Source organism: Pseudomonas sp. Hz4 (assembly GCF_054898165.1).
On sequence record NZ_CM142719.1, the window covers coordinates 2,676,888 to 2,695,331 of the forward strand.

At 57.3% G+C, this 18,444-nt stretch carries 17 protein-coding genes, 1 tRNA gene and 1 pseudogene; 7 read left to right on the plus strand and 12 right to left on the minus strand.

The window, feature by feature from the left end:
* Positions 1-89: 89 nt before the first annotated feature.
* Positions 90-722, minus strand: a complete 633-nt coding sequence (locus tag ACYZTR_RS12300) for a response regulator (protein ID WP_461970536.1) — start codon at positions 720-722, stop codon at positions 90-92.
* A 33-nt stretch (positions 723-755) separates the two neighbouring features.
* Complete coding sequence (locus ACYZTR_RS12305; RefSeq protein ID WP_461979133.1) at positions 756-2,123, minus strand: cache domain-containing protein; 1,368 nt, start codon at positions 2,121-2,123, stop codon at positions 756-758.
* A 243-nt stretch (positions 2,124-2,366) separates the two neighbouring features.
* On the opposite strand from ACYZTR_RS12305, the gene ACYZTR_RS12310 reads away from it, so the two are divergent.
* Together ACYZTR_RS12310 and ACYZTR_RS12315 are read left to right on the plus strand one after the other, a co-directional pair.
* Entirely contained in the window at positions 2,367-4,424 is a 2,058-nt protein-coding gene (locus tag ACYZTR_RS12310) for a carbon starvation CstA family protein (protein ID WP_461979135.1), read from the plus strand.
* A 14-nt stretch (positions 4,425-4,438) separates the two neighbouring features.
* Positions 4,439-4,636: a YbdD/YjiX family protein gene (locus ACYZTR_RS12315; protein WP_109631600.1), complete on the plus strand. Its 198-nt coding sequence runs from the start codon at positions 4,439-4,441 to the stop codon at positions 4,634-4,636.
* Positions 4,637-4,737: 101 nt separating this feature from the next.
* Here the strand turns inward: ACYZTR_RS12315 and ACYZTR_RS12320 are convergent, their stop codons facing one another.
* From ACYZTR_RS12320 to ACYZTR_RS12335, 4 genes and pseudogenes are all read right to left on the minus strand, one after another.
* Positions 4,738-5,451, minus strand: coding sequence for a metallophosphoesterase (locus tag ACYZTR_RS12320; RefSeq protein ID WP_461979137.1), 714 nt, complete (start codon positions 5,449-5,451; stop codon positions 4,738-4,740).
* A 125-nt stretch (positions 5,452-5,576) separates the two neighbouring features.
* Positions 5,577-5,774, minus strand: a complete 198-nt coding sequence (locus ACYZTR_RS12325; protein ID WP_461979139.1) for a hypothetical protein — start codon at positions 5,772-5,774, stop codon at positions 5,577-5,579.
* A gap of 449 nt (positions 5,775-6,223) precedes the next feature.
* A pseudogene (locus ACYZTR_RS12330) lies at positions 6,224-6,814 on the minus strand (polysaccharide lyase family 7 protein).
* Between the two features lie 53 nt (positions 6,815-6,867).
* A tRNA-Ser gene (locus ACYZTR_RS12335) sits at positions 6,868-6,955 on the minus strand.
* 123 nt (positions 6,956-7,078) lie between these two features.
* Here ACYZTR_RS12335 and ACYZTR_RS12340 point away from each other — a divergent pair.
* The gene (locus ACYZTR_RS12340) at positions 7,079-7,750 is read left to right on the plus strand and encodes a Bax inhibitor-1/YccA family protein (RefSeq protein WP_042609827.1); all 672 of its coding nucleotides are present in this window, start codon (positions 7,079-7,081) and stop codon (positions 7,748-7,750) included.
* 65 nt (positions 7,751-7,815) lie between these two features.
* On the opposite strand, the gene ACYZTR_RS12345 is transcribed toward ACYZTR_RS12340, so the two are convergent.
* Positions 7,816-8,253 (minus strand): Lrp/AsnC family transcriptional regulator, encoded by a 438-nt coding sequence (locus ACYZTR_RS12345; protein ID WP_461979141.1) that lies wholly within the window; start codon positions 8,251-8,253, stop codon positions 7,816-7,818.
* 135 nt (positions 8,254-8,388) lie between these two features.
* On the opposite strand from ACYZTR_RS12345, the gene ACYZTR_RS12350 reads away from it, so the two are divergent.
* Positions 8,389-9,282, plus strand: a complete 894-nt coding sequence (locus tag ACYZTR_RS12350) for a DMT family transporter (protein WP_461979686.1) — start codon at positions 8,389-8,391, stop codon at positions 9,280-9,282.
* Positions 9,283-9,289: 7 nt separating this feature from the next.
* Here ACYZTR_RS12350 and ACYZTR_RS12355 read toward each other — a convergent pair whose 3' ends face one another.
* Together ACYZTR_RS12355 and ACYZTR_RS12360 are read right to left on the minus strand one after the other, a co-directional pair.
* Positions 9,290-10,309, minus strand: coding sequence for an FUSC family protein (locus ACYZTR_RS12355; protein WP_461979688.1), 1,020 nt, complete (start codon positions 10,307-10,309; stop codon positions 9,290-9,292).
* A gap of 68 nt (positions 10,310-10,377) precedes the next feature.
* Positions 10,378-12,003, minus strand: a complete 1,626-nt coding sequence (locus tag ACYZTR_RS12360; protein ID WP_461979143.1) for an NADP-dependent glyceraldehyde-3-phosphate dehydrogenase — start codon at positions 12,001-12,003, stop codon at positions 10,378-10,380.
* 422 nt (positions 12,004-12,425) lie between these two features.
* On the opposite strand from ACYZTR_RS12360, the gene ACYZTR_RS12365 reads away from it, so the two are divergent.
* Both ACYZTR_RS12365 and ACYZTR_RS12370 read left to right on the plus strand, forming a co-directional pair.
* A complete protein-coding gene (locus ACYZTR_RS12365) occupies positions 12,426-13,580 on the plus strand; it encodes a hypothetical protein (RefSeq protein WP_461979144.1) in 1,155 nt (384 codons plus the stop codon).
* A gap of 71 nt (positions 13,581-13,651) precedes the next feature.
* Positions 13,652-14,770, plus strand: coding sequence for a glycosyltransferase 61 family protein (locus ACYZTR_RS12370; protein ID WP_461979146.1), 1,119 nt, complete (start codon positions 13,652-13,654; stop codon positions 14,768-14,770).
* Between the two features lie 50 nt (positions 14,771-14,820).
* Here ACYZTR_RS12370 and ACYZTR_RS12375 read toward each other — a convergent pair whose 3' ends face one another.
* Entirely contained in the window at positions 14,821-15,492 is a 672-nt protein-coding gene (locus ACYZTR_RS12375; RefSeq protein WP_461979148.1) for a class I SAM-dependent methyltransferase, read from the minus strand.
* 192 nt (positions 15,493-15,684) lie between these two features.
* Between ACYZTR_RS12375 and ACYZTR_RS12380 the strand changes: the two genes are divergently transcribed.
* Complete coding sequence (locus ACYZTR_RS12380; RefSeq protein ID WP_461979150.1) at positions 15,685-16,077, plus strand: GFA family protein; 393 nt, start codon at positions 15,685-15,687, stop codon at positions 16,075-16,077.
* 83 nt (positions 16,078-16,160) lie between these two features.
* Here ACYZTR_RS12380 and ACYZTR_RS12385 read toward each other — a convergent pair whose 3' ends face one another.
* Both ACYZTR_RS12385 and ACYZTR_RS12390 read right to left on the minus strand, forming a co-directional pair.
* Complete coding sequence (locus ACYZTR_RS12385; protein ID WP_461979152.1) at positions 16,161-16,814, minus strand: DUF2931 family protein; 654 nt, start codon at positions 16,812-16,814, stop codon at positions 16,161-16,163.
* On the minus strand, positions 16,814-18,358 hold the full coding sequence (locus ACYZTR_RS12390; RefSeq protein WP_461979154.1) for a T6SS phospholipase effector Tle1-like catalytic domain-containing protein: 1,545 nt from the start codon (positions 18,356-18,358) through the stop codon (positions 16,814-16,816). Before ACYZTR_RS12390 ends, ACYZTR_RS12385 begins: the two co-directional genes overlap by 1 nt.
* Positions 18,359-18,444: the final 86 nt, after the last annotated feature.

Sequence of the window (18,444 nt, forward strand, 5' to 3'; positions counted from 1 at the left end):
TGGGATTTTTTTTGTCTGAGATTCGGGCCGGTGCGCGCAACTTGCTCCAGCGCAGGACCAGAATCACAGCGGCCAATGATCCCTATCCGCTACCGAGAAATGATCCCGTGATCAATCGCGTATTTGACCAGGGCCGCCGGTTTGTCGATGTTGAGTTTGCGACGGATGCTCAGGCGATGGGTTTCTACCGTCCGCACGCTAATGTCCAATTCACGGGCCATCTCCTTGTTGTTCAGCCCCTGAGCCATCTTGTACAACACTTGGCTTTCGCGCGGTGTCAGCTCGTTGTCGGTACTTTTATCGGCGATGAGTCGCTGGGCGATCTCGGCGCTGTAGAACGTGCCGCCACTGGCGATCGCTTCGATCGCCGCAATGATTTCCCGCGACGGTGAGTTCTTCAGTACATAGCCGCTGGCACCCGCGCGAACGGACTCGCTCACGTATTCATTATTGTCGTACATGCTGAGCACCAGCACCTTGAGCGACGGGTACTGGCTGCGTAACACCCGGGTCAGCTCAAGCCCGTTCATGTCCCGCAGACTAATGTCGACCAGCAACAGGTCCGGCTGGCAGCGTCCGACCATTTCAATGGCATCCGCGCCATTCTCGGCTTCGCCCACCACTTCCAGGGGGGCCATGACCGCCAGCAGCGCTTTGATGCCGTCGCGGACCAAGGAGTGATCGTCGACCAGGGCGACGCGGATCGGGTAGGGCAGGTTCATCGCGGGTATTCACTCTAGTTGTTGTGGGGCGCGTCAGCGTTTTGCGCCGGGGATTTTCATCGGCAGCAGAACGTCCAGCTCACTTCTTCCCGGCATTGAGATCAGGTCGAATCGTCCACCAAAATGCTCGACTCGCTCACGAATATTACGCAGGCCAATGCCCGCATGACGACGTTCGACCTGGGCGACGTTGAAGCCGATACCGTCATCGACCACCGTCAACCGTACGGACTCTTCAGACCCGTGCAGGGTAATGGAGACGTTTTTTGCCTGGGCGTGGCGTTCGATATTCGTCAGTCCTTCTTGCACGATGCGAAACAGCGCGACCGCTGCGCCATCGACCCAATGACAGTCGAATTCGTTGTCGTTGTAGGTCACCACCAGGCCGCTGCGCTGCTCGAATTCTGCGGCGAGTTGACCGATCGCCGCCGGCAGGCCCAGGGTGTCGAGCAGCGACGAGCGCAGGTCGTGGGAGAGGCTGCGAACTTCGCCAATCGCTTCCCCCAGGCGTTCCGTGGCGTCCCTCAGCGTGCTCAAACCCTTGTCTTGTGCTTGCCCGTTCTCGAGCAGATGGCTGGCCAGCTCGAACTGAAATTTGATGGAGACAAGTAGCTGGCTGATGCCGTCGTGCAGTTCGCGGGAAACCCGGGATCGCTCTTCCTCCTGCAAGCTGACGATACGCTGAGTCAGGCGCTGCAGTTTTTTGTCGGCCAGACGATGCTCGCTGACGTTGAGCGTCATGCCGCTGGCGAAGACAAACAGCACCGCCACGAGGGCCACCGCGGCAATCGCCAGCATGGTTTTACGAATGCCCTGGGCCACTTCGTCACGCGCCTGTTGGGTCGCGCGCTCAACGTCTTCAAGGTAGATGCCGGTGCCGAGCATCCAGCCCCAACGATCCAGCATCACCACATAAGCGAGCTTGTCGGTTATTTGGCCGGAGGAGGGTTTGTTCCAGGCGTAGCGTTGAAAACCTTCGCCTGATTGCGCACTTTTGAGCAACGCCTGGATCACTGGCAAACCGTGAGGGTCCTTCATGTCCCACAGGTATTTGCCCACCAACTCCGACTGGCGCGCGTGCATCAGGCTGCGACCTTCGTGGTCGTAGACGAAGAAGTAGCCATTGATGCCAAAGCTGAGCTTGCGCAGTTCTTCCAGCACTTGTTGCTGTGCGTGTTCGTCACCGTGGCCGTCGTCGTACAGCGGCTCGATCAGGCTTTGCGCCATTTCGACGTAGTTCTTAAGTTCTGCGCGCTTGCTCGCCAGAATGCTGTCTTGGATCAGTTGCGCCTGTTGTTCACCCAGTTGTCGGTTCATCGAAATCACCAGCGCGCAGATGACGGCGATGGCCAACACCAGCGGCAGAATCCCGAGCGCGACGATTTTGTGTTTGAGCTGCATCTCTGCTCCTGTCCGGACCGAGGGAAGGCGAAGGCTCGGCATCATATGCCAAAGATACGCGCGTCCAGTAGCGGGGCGGGACGGGATGACCAACCGTCTACGTAGAACTACGTAGACGCCGCGTACGTAGTAACGCGGATTTCTTTGTAGACGACATGCGGGGATATTGGGCCAGCTCCGCACAGCGGACACAATTATAAAAATTACCGCCGCAGTCCACTGGCTGTCGGCAGGAGACACGCTATGCCCCGTCTGGCTAAACACCTCGCCTGGTTTGCCGTGGCTGTCCTGGGAGCGTTTGCGCTGAGTGTCGTGGCCCTGCGCCGCGGCGAAGCGATCAATGCCCTCTGGATCGTAGTCGCAGCAGTCGCTATCTATCTCGTCGCTTATCGCTACTACAGCCTGTTCATCGCCAACAAGGTGATGCAACTCGATCCCAATCGTGCCACCCCCGCCGTACTCAACAATGATGGTCTGGACTACGTCCCCACCAACAAACACGTCCTCTTCGGTCACCACTTCGCGGCCATCGCTGGCGCGGGGCCGCTGGTCGGTCCGGTCCTGGCGGCGCAGATGGGCTATTTGCCCGGTACGCTGTGGCTGATTGCCGGTGTAGTGCTGGCCGGTGCCGTTCAGGACTTCATGGTCCTGTTCATGTCCACCCGCCGCAACGGCCGTTCCCTCGGCGACATGGTTCGTGAAGAAATGGGCCGCATCCCCGGCACCATCGCGCTGTTTGGCTGCTTCCTGATCATGATCATCATCCTCGCGGTGCTGGCGCTGATCGTGGTCAAGGCCCTGGCCGAAAGCCCGTGGGGCATGTTCACAGTGATGGCGACCATCCCGATCGCGATGTTCATGGGCATCTACATGCGCTACATCCGTCCGGGACGCATCGGTGAAATCTCGGTGATCGGTGTGGCGCTGTTGCTGGGTTCGATCTGGCTGGGCGGGCAGATCGCTGCCGATCCGGTCTGGGCCAAAGCCTTCAGCTTCACCGGTGTGCAGATCACCTGGATGCTGATCGGCTACGGTTTTGTTGCCGCAGTGTTGCCGATCTGGCTGATTCTGGCACCGCGTGATTACCTGTCCACGTTTCTCAAAATCGGCACCATCGTGGCGTTGGCGATCGGCATCCTGATCACCATGCCTGACTTGAAAATGCCGGCGCTGACCCAGTTCATCGACGGCACCGGGCCGGTGTGGAAGGGCGGTCTGTTCCCGTTCCTGTTCATTACCATCGCCTGTGGCGCGGTCTCGGGTTTCCACGCGCTGATTGCGTCCGGGACCACACCGAAGTTGCTGGCCAGTGAAGGCCATGCCCGTTACATCGGTTACGGCGGCATGCTGATGGAGTCCTTCGTGGCCATCATGGCGATGGTTGCCGCGTCGGTGATCGAGCCAGGCGTGTACTTCGCCATGAACAGCCCGGCGGCGATTGTCGGTTCCGACGCTGTTTCGGTCGCTCAGACCGTCAGCAGTTGGGGTTTCGCAATTACCCCGGAAGCGCTGCAAGCGGTGGCCAAGGACATCGGTGAAACCACCATCCTCGCCCGTGCCGGCGGTGCGCCGACCCTGGCGGTCGGTATCGCGCAGATCCTGCACAGTGTCCTGCCGGGTGAAAACACCATGGCGTTCTGGTACCACTTCGCGATCCTGTTTGAAGCGCTGTTCATCCTGACCGCGGTGGACGCCGGTACCCGTGCCGGACGGTTCATGCTGCAAGACCTGCTTGGCTCCTTCGTGCCAGCGCTGAAGCGTACTGATTCCTGGACCGCCAACCTGATCGCAACCGCAGGATGTGTGGCGATGTGGGGTTATTTGCTGTACCAGGGCGTGATCGATCCGCTGGGTGGCATCAACACCTTGTGGCCGCTGTTCGGTATCTCCAACCAGATGCTGGCCGGTATCGCGCTGATGTTGGCGACCGTTGTGCTGATCAAAATGAAGCGCCAGCGTTACGTCTGGGTCACCATGCTGCCAGCGGTGTGGCTGCTGATCTGCACCACCACCGCCGGTTTCATCAAGCTGTTCGACGCCAACCCGGCGATCGGTTTCCTGGCCTTGGCCAAAAAATACAGCGATGCCCTGGCCAACGGTCAGATCCTCGCGCCGGCCAAGAGCATCGACCAGATGCATCACGTGATCTACAACGCCTACACCAATGCAACGCTGACAGCGCTGTTCCTGCTGGTGGTCTTCAGCATCCTGTTCTTTGCACTCAAGGTTGGTATTGCTGCCTGGGGCACCAAAGAACGTACGGATAAAGAAGCTCCGTTTCAGGCTATTCCGGACGCTTGATCGAGGATTGCAGCATGTTCAATGACCTGAGTCGCCTCGGTAAATACCTCGGTCAGGCCGCGCGCCTGATGGTCGGGATGCCCGACTACGACACGTACGTCGAGCATATGCAAAGCAAGCACCCGGACAAACCGGTGATGAGCTACGAGGTGTTCTTCCGGGAACGCCAGGAAGCTCGTTACGGAAGCAAGGCTGGGCCGAAGTGCTGTTGAGGGTCGGTGGCAGTGATGCCATCTAAATAGCAAATTAAAGAACCCGGCTGATGAGGCCGGGTTTTTTATTATGTGAATTCCATCGGCCGATCCGTATTTAGTCAGGAGGCGGGGATGGTTTCGAGCGTTTCGAGATTCAGCAGGGTGAAATAGCCACGGTCCGGCCTCCAGCCAGCCGTATCGATGTGAATCACATTGCCAAGGCTGACAGGCATAAGAAGCGGCGTATGCCCTACGACAAGTGCGCGTAGGCCATCAACGCCATGCTTTTGCATCTGATCGATCCGCCGGCGTGACCACATGCAGGCGTGCTGGACCACTCGCAGCTGCTCGTTGCTTTCTGGCGATTCCAGTTCCTTACGCAACTGTTCCCATGATGGAAATGGACAATCGGCGTGCACGATGCCGATCAGGCCGCGTGCTGTTTCGACTTCGATCGCGATAGGGAGCTTGGCGAACTGCGCCGCGAATGCTCGCTTCTCGAATGGCGACAGGTCCGTGAACCATGAGCCGCCGTTGCCGATCCAGCTGTCGAAGTCGCAGGTGTCGAAACACACCACGTAGTCGTCATGGTTGCCCCGCACTGGGTGGAACCATGGTTTGTCCAGCCAATCGAGCGCGTCACGGCACTCGGGTCCACGGTCAATCAGATCGCCAACACTGAACAGGCGATCTACTGAGGGGTTGAGCCCGACTGCATCCAGAGCGGCCTGCAACCGAGTGAAATGGCCGTGAATGTCACCGACCACGAAATCTCGGCCGGCAACGTTTGCGGCGAAGCGCTTCACGCGCGGCATCTCGATAGCTTCGAGCATGGGATTAACTCTCCCGCAGCTCCCCAACGGGCTGGTAGTCAGTTGAGTTTAGGCCAGGAAGTGCTGGTCGACGATTACCGAGGCGGCAAGAAGACTTTTACCGCCTCGACCCAGCGCGGTTAGAGTCAGTAGCCAGTTGCTTGCCCGAAGTGGTTGTCCTGCACGCCGGCGATGAGGTGCAGGGGCACGTGCTGCGCATCAATCGACGGGACTTCGAACGTTTCCACTATTTGGGTTTGGCGCTCACTCAGCCCGGTCGATTTTTCTGCAAGAGCCTTAGCCATTCTCGCGTGGTTCGCTGCGATTTCATTGAGAGTTGACACGTTACATCTCCCGGTGACTGACCAAGCGTATCGCTGGAGTCCTTAAGCGTTAATTAAGTGCCGCCGCGTCAGAATTCCGTCGCTCTGGGGCCGCTACGAGCGTCTTTTGCAATCCTTGAGCCAGGAATAGTCAATAAATTCGCGCCACGTTTCTCATGCGACGAATGGTTGGGCGAGGCGGGAGAGGTCAGGAATATCAGCGTCTATTCGAGCGCCAGGCAGGGTGTTTCGACGAGGAACGAGGGCAACGCGTTATTCTTTTGCCTCCTTTATCCGGGATATTTCCTCAGCCTGTAGGCCGGGGGAACGCGCACCAGGTCATTGAGCTCATTGATCCCCTTTCGTTTGCGCAGGTTGATCCTTTCCGAATCCCGCTACCCCCTGTTGCCAAGGTGCAGCAGTGATGCTTTCCGGCAGCCCGTGTCTTTAGTCAGGCCGAGTAGGTGGTATCAGGCGTGAGTGATGGACAAATCGCTGATGAGGCAGATTGAACCGTCTTCCGGGTTCGTGGTTTCGGAGTAATCGATCTGGTTGTACACGCCACCGTGGAAGGCGAGTGTTCGTGTCCCAGGTGTTGTCGACGCGCATGATCGCCGAAGTCGATTTGACGCCGTTACAGCTTGCCGATACGGAGACAGCGCCACTCGAATTGGCGTGAATGTTGATTTTGAAGGGGGCACCGCTGTTCCAGAACACCTTTACCGGAGGTCGCTCTGACCCTTCACATGAATCTGGCCGATCACAACTTTCTGCAGCGAGTTGACCTTCGTCAGCCGCATTTCTTGTCGGTTCCAGTGGTCCGCTGCGCTGGAGAACAGCCAGTAACCTGGCTCCTTCCACTCGCAGCGAGTCCGTTGCGTGCTCTTGCTCGAAGCTCCAAGTGTCGGTGCCGTCATCTGCAGCGAACCGTCGTCAAGCATCTTGACGACGTCGGGGCATTCGATGAGCGCACGCCAACCGATGAGCTCAAGCGCGATCGGGTTGGTGTCGGAGATTGGAAGCGAGGTAGCGATGGTGAAGTTGCTGATGGGATATTTCACCCAACCCCAGAAACGACAAAGCCCTGAATAATCAGGGCTTTGTCGTATAAAGATGGCGGAGGCGATGGGATTCGAACTCATGGACCTGTTACAGTCGACGGTTTTCAAGACCGTTGCCTTAAACCACTCGGCCACACCTCCGTTTGCGTTGCGGGCGCCATAATACCTGAATGAAACACACTGTCAAACTCTCTGCGTAGCTTGTTACAGAACGTCTGTTATGATCTTTGCGACTGAACGTTTCAAACCAACAGGAGTGTCGCCATGCGCGAACAGGATTACGCAGTTAATAACAGCGTGCAGGCTGAGCAGCTAGAGGTTAGCCGCGTCCTGCGCAACACTTACGGCTTACTCGCTCTCACCCTCGCATTCAGCGGCGTGATGGCGTTTGTCGCTCAGCAGATGCGTGTTGGCTACCCGAACATTTTCGTGGTGCTGATCGGTTTCTACGGCCTTTTCTTCCTCACCAACAAACTCCGCGATTCGGCCTGGGGTCTGGTGTCGGCATTTGCCCTGACCGGTTTCATGGGGTTCTTGCTCGGCCCGATCCTCAACCGCTACCTGGGTATGCAGGGCGGTGCTGAAGTCGTAAGCTCGGCCTTCGCGATGACTGCGCTGGTGTTCGGTGGTCTGTCGGCCTATGTGCTGATCTCCCGCAAGGACATGAGTTTCCTCAGTGGCTTCATCACTGCGGGTTTCTTCGTGTTGCTGGGTGCAGTAGTTGCCAGCTTCTTCTTCCAGATCAGCGGTCTGCAACTGGCGATCAGCGCAGGTTTCGTGCTGTTCTCCTCGGTCTGCATTTTGTTCCAGACCAGCGCCATCATTCACGGCGGCGAGCGCAACTACATCATGGCGACCATCAGCCTGTATGTATCGATCTACAACCTGTTCGTCAGCTTGTTGCAACTGTTTGGCATCATGAGCCGCGATGATTAATCGTCAGCCTTGAGGAAAAAACCCGCTTCGGCGGGTTTTTTCTTGCCTGCGATTTGACTAACGGCTCACGCCATCGGTGGCAGTCGGCGCTTGACCGGGGTTTTCTTGACGATCGCCGTGTTGGTTTCGGCGTGGGTGTTGAGGCGGTCGAGCAGGGTGTCCAGTTGTTCCATCGAGCGTACATGCAGACGGGCGATGAAACAGTCTTCGCCGGTGACCTTGTCGCACTCGGTGAATTCAGCGATGGCCTGGATCTGCCGCTCCACTTCCTGCAACTGGCCCGGCAGCGGGCGAATGCGGACGATGGCTTGAAGCTGATAGCCGAAGCATTTTGGGTCGATCTCGACGGTATAGCCTTTAAGCACGCCACGCTCTTCGAGGCGGCGCAGGCGCTCGGCGACGCTGGGCGAGGACAGGCCGCTGATTTGCGCCAGGGCCTTGAGCGAGCGGCGTGAATCTTCCATCAGTGCCGTGATCAGCACTTGGTCGATATCATCGGTCATGACGAAACCCCTATTAGGCAATTAATTCAAACCACCTTGATAAAAAAGGCAGATGTCGAGTTTAGCCTGCTTTTTGCGCTGGAGAAGCTCCCCGGCGGATTGGCATACTTTGGGCTCAAACACTGGAGTCTGATGATGGACAAAACAATACGTCACGGGTCATTCGAAATGACCGCCGCCATGCTGATTTCCGGGACCATCGGCTGGTTCGTGCTGGTGTCCGGGCAACCGGTGTTGGACGTGGTGTTCTGGCGCTGTGTGTTCGGCGCCGCCACGCTGTTGCTGATCTGCGCGGCGTTCGGCTTTCTCCGTCCTGGCATTCTGACCCGCACTACGTTCTTGCTGGCCGTGCTCAGTGGCGTGGCGATTGTCGGCAACTGGGTGCTGTTGTTTGCTTCTTACTCCCGTGCCTCGATTGCCATCGGCACGGCGGTGTACAACGTTCAGCCGTTCATGTTGGTGGGGCTGGCCGCAGTGTTCCTCAACGAGAAAATTACTCTGCAGAAACTCTTCTGGCTGGGCATCTCGTTTCTCGGAATGCTGGCGATTGTCAGCGCTCATGGCGGGCAGGGCGAGAGCGGCAATGATTATCTGGTGGGCATCGCTCTGGCGCTGGGGGCGGCATTCCTTTACGCGATTGCCGCGTTGATCATCAAACGCCTGACCGGTACACCGCCGCATCTGATCGCGTTGATTCAGGTTCTCACCGGCGTGCTGTTACTCGCGCCATTCGCGCACTTTTCGGCACTGCCGCAAGCGCCGAGTGCGTGGGCCAGTCTCGTGACCTTGGGCATCGTCCACACTGGCGTGATGTACGTGCTGCTCTACGGCGCGATTCAAAAACTACCGACGGCGCTGACCGGTGCGCTGTCATTCATCTACCCGATTGCGGCGATTTTCGTCGACTGGTTCGCTTTCGGCCATCGCCTGGAGCCGCTGCAATGGATCGGTGTCGCCGCGATTCTGTTCGCCGCTGCCGGCATGCAACAAGGCTGGAGCCTGAAGTTTCGTCGAGCGGCAACGCAATAAACCGGCGTCAGATGTTCCATCGCGGCGCGGTCTTGGCCAGTCGCTGGCGCATCTCGCCGATGTTGCTGGCCAATTGTTGGACCAATAACCGGTAACCATCCAGAGGACTGTAAACCGGAGCAGCCAGGCTTGAATCCGACGGCTGTTCGACAGGCCGATTAATCCGCTGGGACGCACCGGATTTCAGCGCCCAGGCCATACCGATCAGTTGCACCCGGATCAACCGATGTTCGGCTTTCAAAGCCGATTGCAAATGGGCCATGGCGTCCGCGTCACTGGCATCCGGTCGGATGTTGCCGAGGATTTCCAGGGTGCTGACACACATTCGCAAGTGGCGCTGAATGGCATCGAGTTCAGTCATGGAGATCCGCACTTCCTTGGACACCGACGGCATCAATGAGCGCAGTTGCACCATCACCGTGTTGAGGCGGCCCACGAGTTTATGGTGTTCGTCATCGGTGACCGACTGGCCATTGATGATGCGCCCGTAGATCGTTGCACAGTCGCGCAAGGCGTCGGCCAGGTTATATCGCCAGGAATAAACCGCGTAGAGCGGCAGGGCGAAAGAAAATGCCAGGGCCAGGGCGATGCCGATCAGGATGTCCACCCCACGCCACAACCCGTCGGTGATCGGATTGTCGCCATGCCCCGCGACGATAAACACGGTAATCGCCGAGAGCAACGCGGTGTAACCGCCCTTGCCAATGGCGTGGTATGAGAAGAACCCACAGACCACCGCCATCGCGAAATAGGTCAGCCACGGCATCCCGAGCCAGGCCTGTTGCGCCACCAGTAGCAAGCCGACGCCGGCTCCGATCAAGGTGCCGATGGCGCGCTCGGCGGCTTTTTTGCCAATGTTGCCGTGGTGCTGCAATCCGCCAATCACCACCAGCATCGTCACCGACGCCCACTCACCGTGGGGCAGGTTGATGCCGGTGGTCAGCAGGATTGTTGCCAGCAACCCCAGCGACACGCGCACCGCGTGGATCACTCTGGCGTGGCGATAGCGCCGATACGGGTCCAGCAACGGACGCAGCTGTCGACGCAACAGCGGTGGCAGTCGATTGGCTTTGAATGTGCTCAGGCTCGGTCTCCTCAGAAGATGTAATCGGTGGTCAGGAAACTCGAACTGCGTCCGCTGATGATCTCGCTGATGAGTTCTTTGTTGGTTTCCTGGAACTTGGTCGCCACCAGTGTGCGGATCGAAAACACCCGCAGCGCATCATGCACCGACAGCGTGCCTTCGGCGGAGTTTTTGCGGCCGTTGAACGGGAAGGTATCCGGGCCGCGCTGGCACTGGGCGTTGAGGTTAATCCGGCCGACCTGGTTGGCGAACGTGTCCACCAGTCGGCCGACCGCCACCGGGTTGGTGCCGAAGATACTCAGCTGCTGGCCGAAGTCCGATTCCAGGACGTAATCGATCACCGTGTCCAAATGCCGGTAAGGCACGATCGGGACGACCGGGCCGAACTGTTCTTCCTGATAGACGCGCATCTGCGGCGTCACCGGGTACAGCACGGCGGGGTAGAAGAACGAAGCGCGGGCTTGACCGCCGTTGGGGTTGACTACGGTGGCGCCTTTGCCGACGGCATCCGCGACCAGCGAGTGCAGGTAATCGACCTTGCTAGCTTCCGGTAACGGCGTCAGCGCCACGCCGCTGTCCCACGGCATACCGGGTTTGAGACTGGCGAGTTTGGCGTTGAATTTCTCGATGAAAGCGTCGACCACGTCTTCATGGACGAAGAGGATTTTCAGCGCGGTGCAGCGCTGACCATTGAACGACAGCGAGCCGGTGAGCGCTTCGCTGACCGCGTTGTCCAGATCCACCTCAGGCAGCACGATGCCGGGGTTTTTCGCATCCAGGCCCAACGCCGCGCGCAAGCGGTGCGGTTTTGGATGAAGTTTTTTCAGGTCGCTGGCCGCCTTGTTGGTGCCAATGAACGCAAAGATATCAATCTTGCCGCTGGCCATCAGCGCGCTGACGGTCTCGCGGCCGCTGCCGTAGATCACGTTGATCACCCCGGCCGGGAAGCTGTCGCGGAATGCTTCCAGCAGAGGACGAATCAACAGCACGCCCAGCTTGGCCGGTTTGAACACCACGGTGTTGCCCATGATCAGTGCCGGGATCAGCGTGGTGAAGGTTTCGTTCAGCGGGTAGTTGTAAGGTCCCATGCACAACGCCACACCCAGCGGTACGCGGCGGATCTGGCCGAGGGTGTCCTGTTCCAGTTCGAAGCGGCTGGAGCGGCGGTCGAGTTCCTTGAGTGCGTTGATGGTGTCGACGATGTAATCGCAGGTGCGGTCGAACTCCTTCTCCGAGTCCTTGAGGTTCTTGCCGATTTCCCACATCAGCAACTTGACCACGGCTTCGCGCTGTTCACGCATGCGCCCCAGGAAAGCTTCGACGTGCTGGATGCGCTCGGCCACGCGCATCGTCGGCCACAGACCCTGGCCCCGGTCATAGGCACGGACGGCGGCGTCGAGGGCGGTCAATGCAGTGTCGGCATCGAGCAGTGGCGTGCTGCCAAGAATCACTTGTTCATCGCCATTTTCACCCGTCAGGTACACCGGGCTGCGGACTTGGGCGAGGGGCCCGGGCCAGGTTTTCAGCTCTCCGTCGACCAGGTATTCACGCTGTTCGGTCTGGCCGTCGAGGCGGTATTTTTCCGGTATATCGGTGGAGTCGGGAAACAAGTTGCCAAGGATGTGTGCTGTGGTCATGTCGCTACCCCGTGTGTGGTGTAAGCCATGCGCTAGCGGCGTGCAGTTCGCAATTCACTTGAAAGGTTATACGCCTTAATGACTCGATTTTTTAACTGCAATCAAGCGCAAATGGGCAGAGCAGAGGAGTGATGGTCTGGATAAATCAGGTCGGACCCAGCAGGTGCTCGATCACCTTTTCAAAATGGAGCACCGCTCGTCCACCATCGGCTCTGACTGGAAACATTTCGACATAAAATATACGACTGACGCCCTCCGTACGTCGCTTGCAAAGGCTCTACCTCGTACCTTTACTGTTACCGAGCGTCAGAGTAATACCTCATCAAATAAGTCTTTCATATCAAGGTTTAAGCACGCCTCTTGAAATTCCGCCTGGATCTTTTTCTGATCTACCACCAGAAAATTCAAAGGATGACGAAGAAATGAAAGAGGATTTGGCGGCCGTTATCCGAAAACTCGTATCTCCTTCAATGCGGTATGAGATCAGAAACGCTTCAAACTGGTTTCGAGACATCCTTGGACGTGCGTGTTTCTGGCGCTGGGAAATTGCCAGGTTCAGACTGCAGAGCGAAAGTCCTTACGAATTCCTCTATATCGGTAGGAAAAAGCAGCGGGAGATGGCGAAGCTTCTCATAGGAGGGAAGTCCCAAGGGAATACCCCTATGGCCGACGGCGAACCGGAACCTGCCGCGTCGAATCATGTGGTAGTGGTCAGTGAAATGCCGACTTCGGGGGCCTTGTATGTACCCTTGTATCTGAGTGCCATCGTACCGCTGGGGCGATCCATAGAGGAGATCACCACAAAATACGATAGCGAGTTGCGTCGGAATATACGCAAGAACCGACCGCGCTACCGAATGAGACAGACGCTGCTGGATGAAGACATTGAAAAGGCAGACAGGGAAATGCTTCGACCGTATGCCACGGCAAGGCAAGGCATCCACGCTGCGCAATTTGCCACGCAGGAGGTTTTCAGGATAGCCAAGACTGTGGGCCGGCTCGACTTGATAATGCTGGAGGACGAAGTTGTTGCCTGCCACCTTGGCTGCGTCATAACTCGGGGTGGAAAGCGCTACTGGAGCACACTACGTTTCGGCTATACCGAGGCGATTTTTTCAGATGCCAAAAGACTGCGCGAGGTCAATTCGATCACCACTTTCATGGCGCTTGAATGGGCGATCGATCATGGCTTCGATTATTACGACATCGGTCTTTGCGTGGCACGGCCGGATGACGGTCTTCTGAAATGGAAAAGAAGGCGCGGCGGTGATATTGATTCCTTGGGAAACCACGCTTATATGTTTGTCCGGCTGCCCAAGACCGGTACAGCCAAATTCCTCTGGGACACACCGCTATTCGCCGTCGAAGGGAAGGAATTGACCCTGCACCTTGGCTTACCGGACGGGCCAAGCGATGAGGAGGTCGCCAGCCGCTATCATGAAATGGTCTTTGGCGGGCTGCACAAAATTTATCTCTATTGCGCCCAGAGCTCGGGCGAACAGTTCCTCGAAACCTTGCGCAGTCGCTATGCCAGTCTGCAGACCCCACCCATCCTGCAAAGGATTGCATCCAGCTGAGTCATTTCCAGAACTAAAATTACAGCGCTTCGCGCCTGACTATTGACCCTGTCCCGCAGGGAGGACTTTTCATGGAAAGCGATGTCTCGGAAATAAGCACTGCGACCGCTGGCAATCGAAAAAAATGGACCCTTGCCGCCTACAGGTATATGGCGAGAAAAAGGCTGGCACGCAAGGCGGAGATCAACTTGAAAAGCCGGGCGGTGAAAAGCTGGGATATTGCGCCGGGTGGGATATCGCATTCGCCGCCGGCTATCTTCCTGCCCGGTCAAATGGAACGTGTGACTGGATGGGAGGCGAAGCGCTTTTATCCTTTCGAGCATCCCGCTCGCACCATGGAAGGGCTGGGTGACGTGGTACAGGGCCCGACCCGTGGCTACTTGATCAAGGATGTCTGGCTGATTGATGGCGCGCTTTACAAGGACAATGCAAGTCTGTGGTTGTCTCTCAAACCGGGAATGTTTCCGCGAATTCTTGTGGAAAACGAGATCGAGCGCGGTGCCGCTTACTGCACGCAAAATGGAAATACATGGTTTGGCACATGGTTGATGGAAGACTGCCCGACCTATTCGTTGGCCTGCGACGAAGGCGTCCCGGTGACCACCGCGCCATCCGCCAGGTTTCCCCTATTTACCCAGGCCCCCGCGTATGAGGACTGGTTTGGCATGAAACCGGTTCGCTTGAACGGTGCGTTTTTTCGTGAGCTCGTGCTATTCGACGATGTGAGCAACAATCGAAGCCGGCATTTACGTTTCCGTGCCATGGGTGAAAAGCTACTGTCGCACGTGAGCTACGAGTCTCACCCTGGCGTGTTCATTCTCCGGGGTGGCGACGGTGACTTGCGCTTTTTGCGCAATGAAATTGAGCTCGCTGAACATCTGCGCACGTGTAGGGGGTTTCGCATCATCGATCCTTTGAAAACCGATGTCCCGACCATAGTGGCGACGTGTGCCGGAGCGCGGACCGTGGTGGGGGTCGAAGGGAGCCAGCTCGTACATGGTGTCAATGTACTGCAGCCGGGTGGTTCGTTGCTGGCACTGCAACCACCGAACCGTTTCGTCAGCTACTTCAAGTACCTGACGGATCGCGACCACCAGAACTTTGGCTTTGTGGTCGGAACGCCTGAGGGCGATGGCTTCAAAATCGACATTCAAGAGGTTGAGCGCACACTGGACCTGTTCCCATCATGACCGCCGCCTAGAAAAGTCGGCCCAGGGGCGTGAATAACCGGGCGTGGGGTTCACCCCCGTTGCTCCGCCACCAACAGCAACGACTGCGGCACAGGACTTTGCGGGTGCTGCGGCTCCTGCAGGCTGGCCAGCCGAAAACCGGCCATGTCCAGCGCATTAAGCCAACTGGACAAGGTGCGCAGGTACCACGGCATGGGTTGCCACTGCCCTTTGAACCCAGCGAAGGTCTCTTCCCGCCAACCATCCTGATAGTCGCCCGCCGCCGCGGTCCACGGATGCAGCGTCTGGATCACCAACGCACCGCCAGGGGCGAGCAGGGCGTTCATGGCGGTGAGCAGCGGGATAATGTCCTGGTGCAGCAGGGCGAAGTTGGCGCAGATCAGGTCGTAGTCGCTGCCGATGCCCACCTTCGCCTCCACCAACGCTTCATAGCTCGCCAAGTGCACCTGCGAAGAACCCGCCGCCCGAGCCGCCTCGACTAGCGTCGCATCGCCATCCACACCGACCGCCTCGATGCCCCGTTTAGCCAGCGCACGCAACAGCCAGCCCTCGCCGCAACCCAGGTCGAGCACGCACTCGGGCTGGCGGCTTAGCACCGCCAGCAGAATTGCCTGGTCTGTGACTTTGAGGCGGCTTTCAATGGTGCCGGTGCGAATGGCTTCGATCCAGGATTGGGCGTTGTGGTGCCAACTTTGGAGGAGGGTAGATTCGGAGGCGGGCATTTCGATCTCCGGAGTTGTTGGTTGGATAGAAGGATAGGACAAATGCTGGTGGATCGGACCTTATCTGGGACGCTTTACCTGCGTCATAATCACCGAAATTGGCCTTCTGCAAGGTCACGCCGGCGCGTCACTCGGGAAATCCGGCTTTGCGTTGCAAACATTCCGACCGCTTGATTTTAGAGGAGACGCAGCATGGACCGATTCACAGGCGGTTGCCTGTGCGGCAATGTCCGAATTGAGGCTACGGGACGCCCATACCGGGTCGGCCTTTGTCACTGTCTCGACTGCCGCAAGCATCATGGAGCCCTTTTTCACGCTTCTGCGGTGTTCCCTCAGAATGCGGTGACGATCAATGGCGAGACACGCGACTACGCCGGTCGCTGTTTCTGTCCCCGCTGCGGCTCGCCCGTTTTTGCACGCACCGCCGACGAAATCGAAGTGAACCTGGGATCCCTGGATACCCCTGACCAGCTGATGCCCACCTACGAAAGCTGGATCGTCCGTCGCGAGTCCTGGTTGCCGCCGTTTCCGCTCACGCGACGATACGAGCGCGATCGTGACGCGACGGGTCGCTTTGAGGAGTAGGCCGCACGAACGGTGCGAAGGTGCCTTTACGAGTGAGCGAGATATCGTCCGAACGCGGCCCGAGCCTTCGACAGCATTTACGGTCACCAGCTGCCATAGGGGATTCCGTACGTTTCGACGTAGCGTTTGGATGCCTCGGATTGCTGATAGTACTTGCTACCTGATTTGCCAAGGTAAGGCCCTAACGGCTCCACTTCGGCTTGGGTACGGGCGACTTTGATAGCGTTGTTGCAGCTATCGCGTACCCAAACCTGGACGACACCACCTGGAGCAAGACCCAAGATGATCGAAGCTGTAAAACGAGCGACCTTTTCGGGGGCTTGCGGGCATCGTTGGTTGGTTGAGGTGTGCATGATCTCGCGTGCATTTTCCGGAATATCAACCCAGGCTCGATAGGTCTTTGGTTCCACAGCGGATTGCCAGCGTACGAAAATTCGCTCGGGCAGATCGGCTCCAACCACTGGTTTCACGTTCCCGCTGATCTTGTACCAACCTTTTGCTACTTCTGTTGCATCGTCGGGCGAACCGGTACCGATTTCACCTCCACCGCGCCGCTCAAATGTTTTCCCTTGGAGGTCCACTACGGAGCTGTGTTCGACCAGCCCAGACATATAGCTTGGAGCCATGAAATCGAGGCTCCACCAGTGGTCTTTAGGATCATTCTTTCCTGACAAGGGAGCTGCGGCCTGGCAGCCTACGATCAGAAGTGTGCTGAACAGAGCAACGAATAAGCGCATCAAAACAATGTCCAGTCAGGTACATGAGGATGTTGCACTCTTATCGCATCATTAGTGGGGGCGTTGATATAGACCGCTTTAAGGCCACTACCGTCTCTTTTACCCAGGGGATGATTCCAGTTGGCGGAGGTGTGGATGTAATGCAGCCTGAGTAACCGCTCTTCATCCGACGTGACGGTGTAATTACCTTTTATGAATCTATCGGACATTGATTTGAGCTCCTGCGGCACAGCGAAGTCTGGACCGTACCCTTCAATGTCGTTGAAACGTACGCCTTTCTCCTTGGCTAATTCGTACATCAGACGCAGATAAACCCTCGATAACTTGCCACTTACGGGCCGCTTGAGTTGCAGTCCCGCATAGACGCGCTTTTGACCTGGGGTGAATCGTTCATCGTTCTTTTGAGGCAGTGTGAATGCTGTCGGTGTAACAATCTCAAGAAGCTCTGCCGGCCAGCCTTTGATGATCCATTGGCTTTTTACTTGCGCAGCGTCTCGGTAGATCGGCGTGGTAGTCACATCGCTGTTGATTGGCACATCAAGCGCTTGCATCGGACTGATCAGGACACATTCAATAGCGTCTTCAAGATAACCGCCACCGATATTCGAATGGACGCCCGGGAGGGTGATTTCCGGGTGAGCGGGCTTGACTCGACTCAATGCAAAGTTTGCTCGACACTCATCACGAGCAACCAACTGGACGACATCAGTGAAGTATTTGCGGTCCAGGTAGAGCTTGAGGCCGGGAGCGATGGCACTTTTGATGTTGCCCATGTTAGCCAGTCCCGCAATAGACGGAACGGTGTCGAACAACCCTATGAAACCCATGATAATTCCGCTGCTGAATTGATCACTGAAGCTTGGGCTGAAGGCTTTGGCGTTCCTGCGCAGAAGGTCTCCTAACGGGCCTTGTTTACAGCGAAGGATCTCATTCGAGAAATGTCGAGCGGCCGCAGCCCCTCGGCTGAAACCGAAGGTGTCGAAGGTCAATGATGAAATTTTGCTGTCAGGATTCTCTTTTAGGAAATCGTCAAAAAGTACATTGATACGACTAAAGGCCGTTTCCACGCAACCGGCTATACCTGTTTCACCGCGGCCGGCACTCAATCCAATGAAGCTGTCTTTTTCACCCGACTCAGTGCCGATACCTTCAATGTAGGCCATGCGAAAAGCAATTTTTTGTTGCCCGTCACCTTCCGCTTCAGGAGGGGCGTAATACAGATCGCTCAGCTTCTTCACATTGCTGACGTCATTGCCGTAACTGCTATCCGGGTCGGACATGAACGGCTGACAGCTGGCATCGATATCTTCTGGCGCAATCGGGTGTCGAGCTCCGCAGAGCAAGCCAGCCGATGTGTTGTTAGCGTTGTTGCCGGTGCCATCGAAGAAGACGCCAATTCTCAGAGCAACCGTCAAATTGGCCAGTAGTGGCGCGGGTTCTTTGCCGTGTTTTTCATACTCCGCCCAACGTTGAGCATGAATATCGACGGGTTTCGCCTCGTCGTAACGATAGTTTTTTGGCGGGTTGGGTACGTAGCCACTCATTCCTTGATACCTGAATCGTTATTCATCCGTAAAAATCCCAGCGCATTGGTTGGGGTATGGCGACGCTGCAACTATCTGACGGTTGC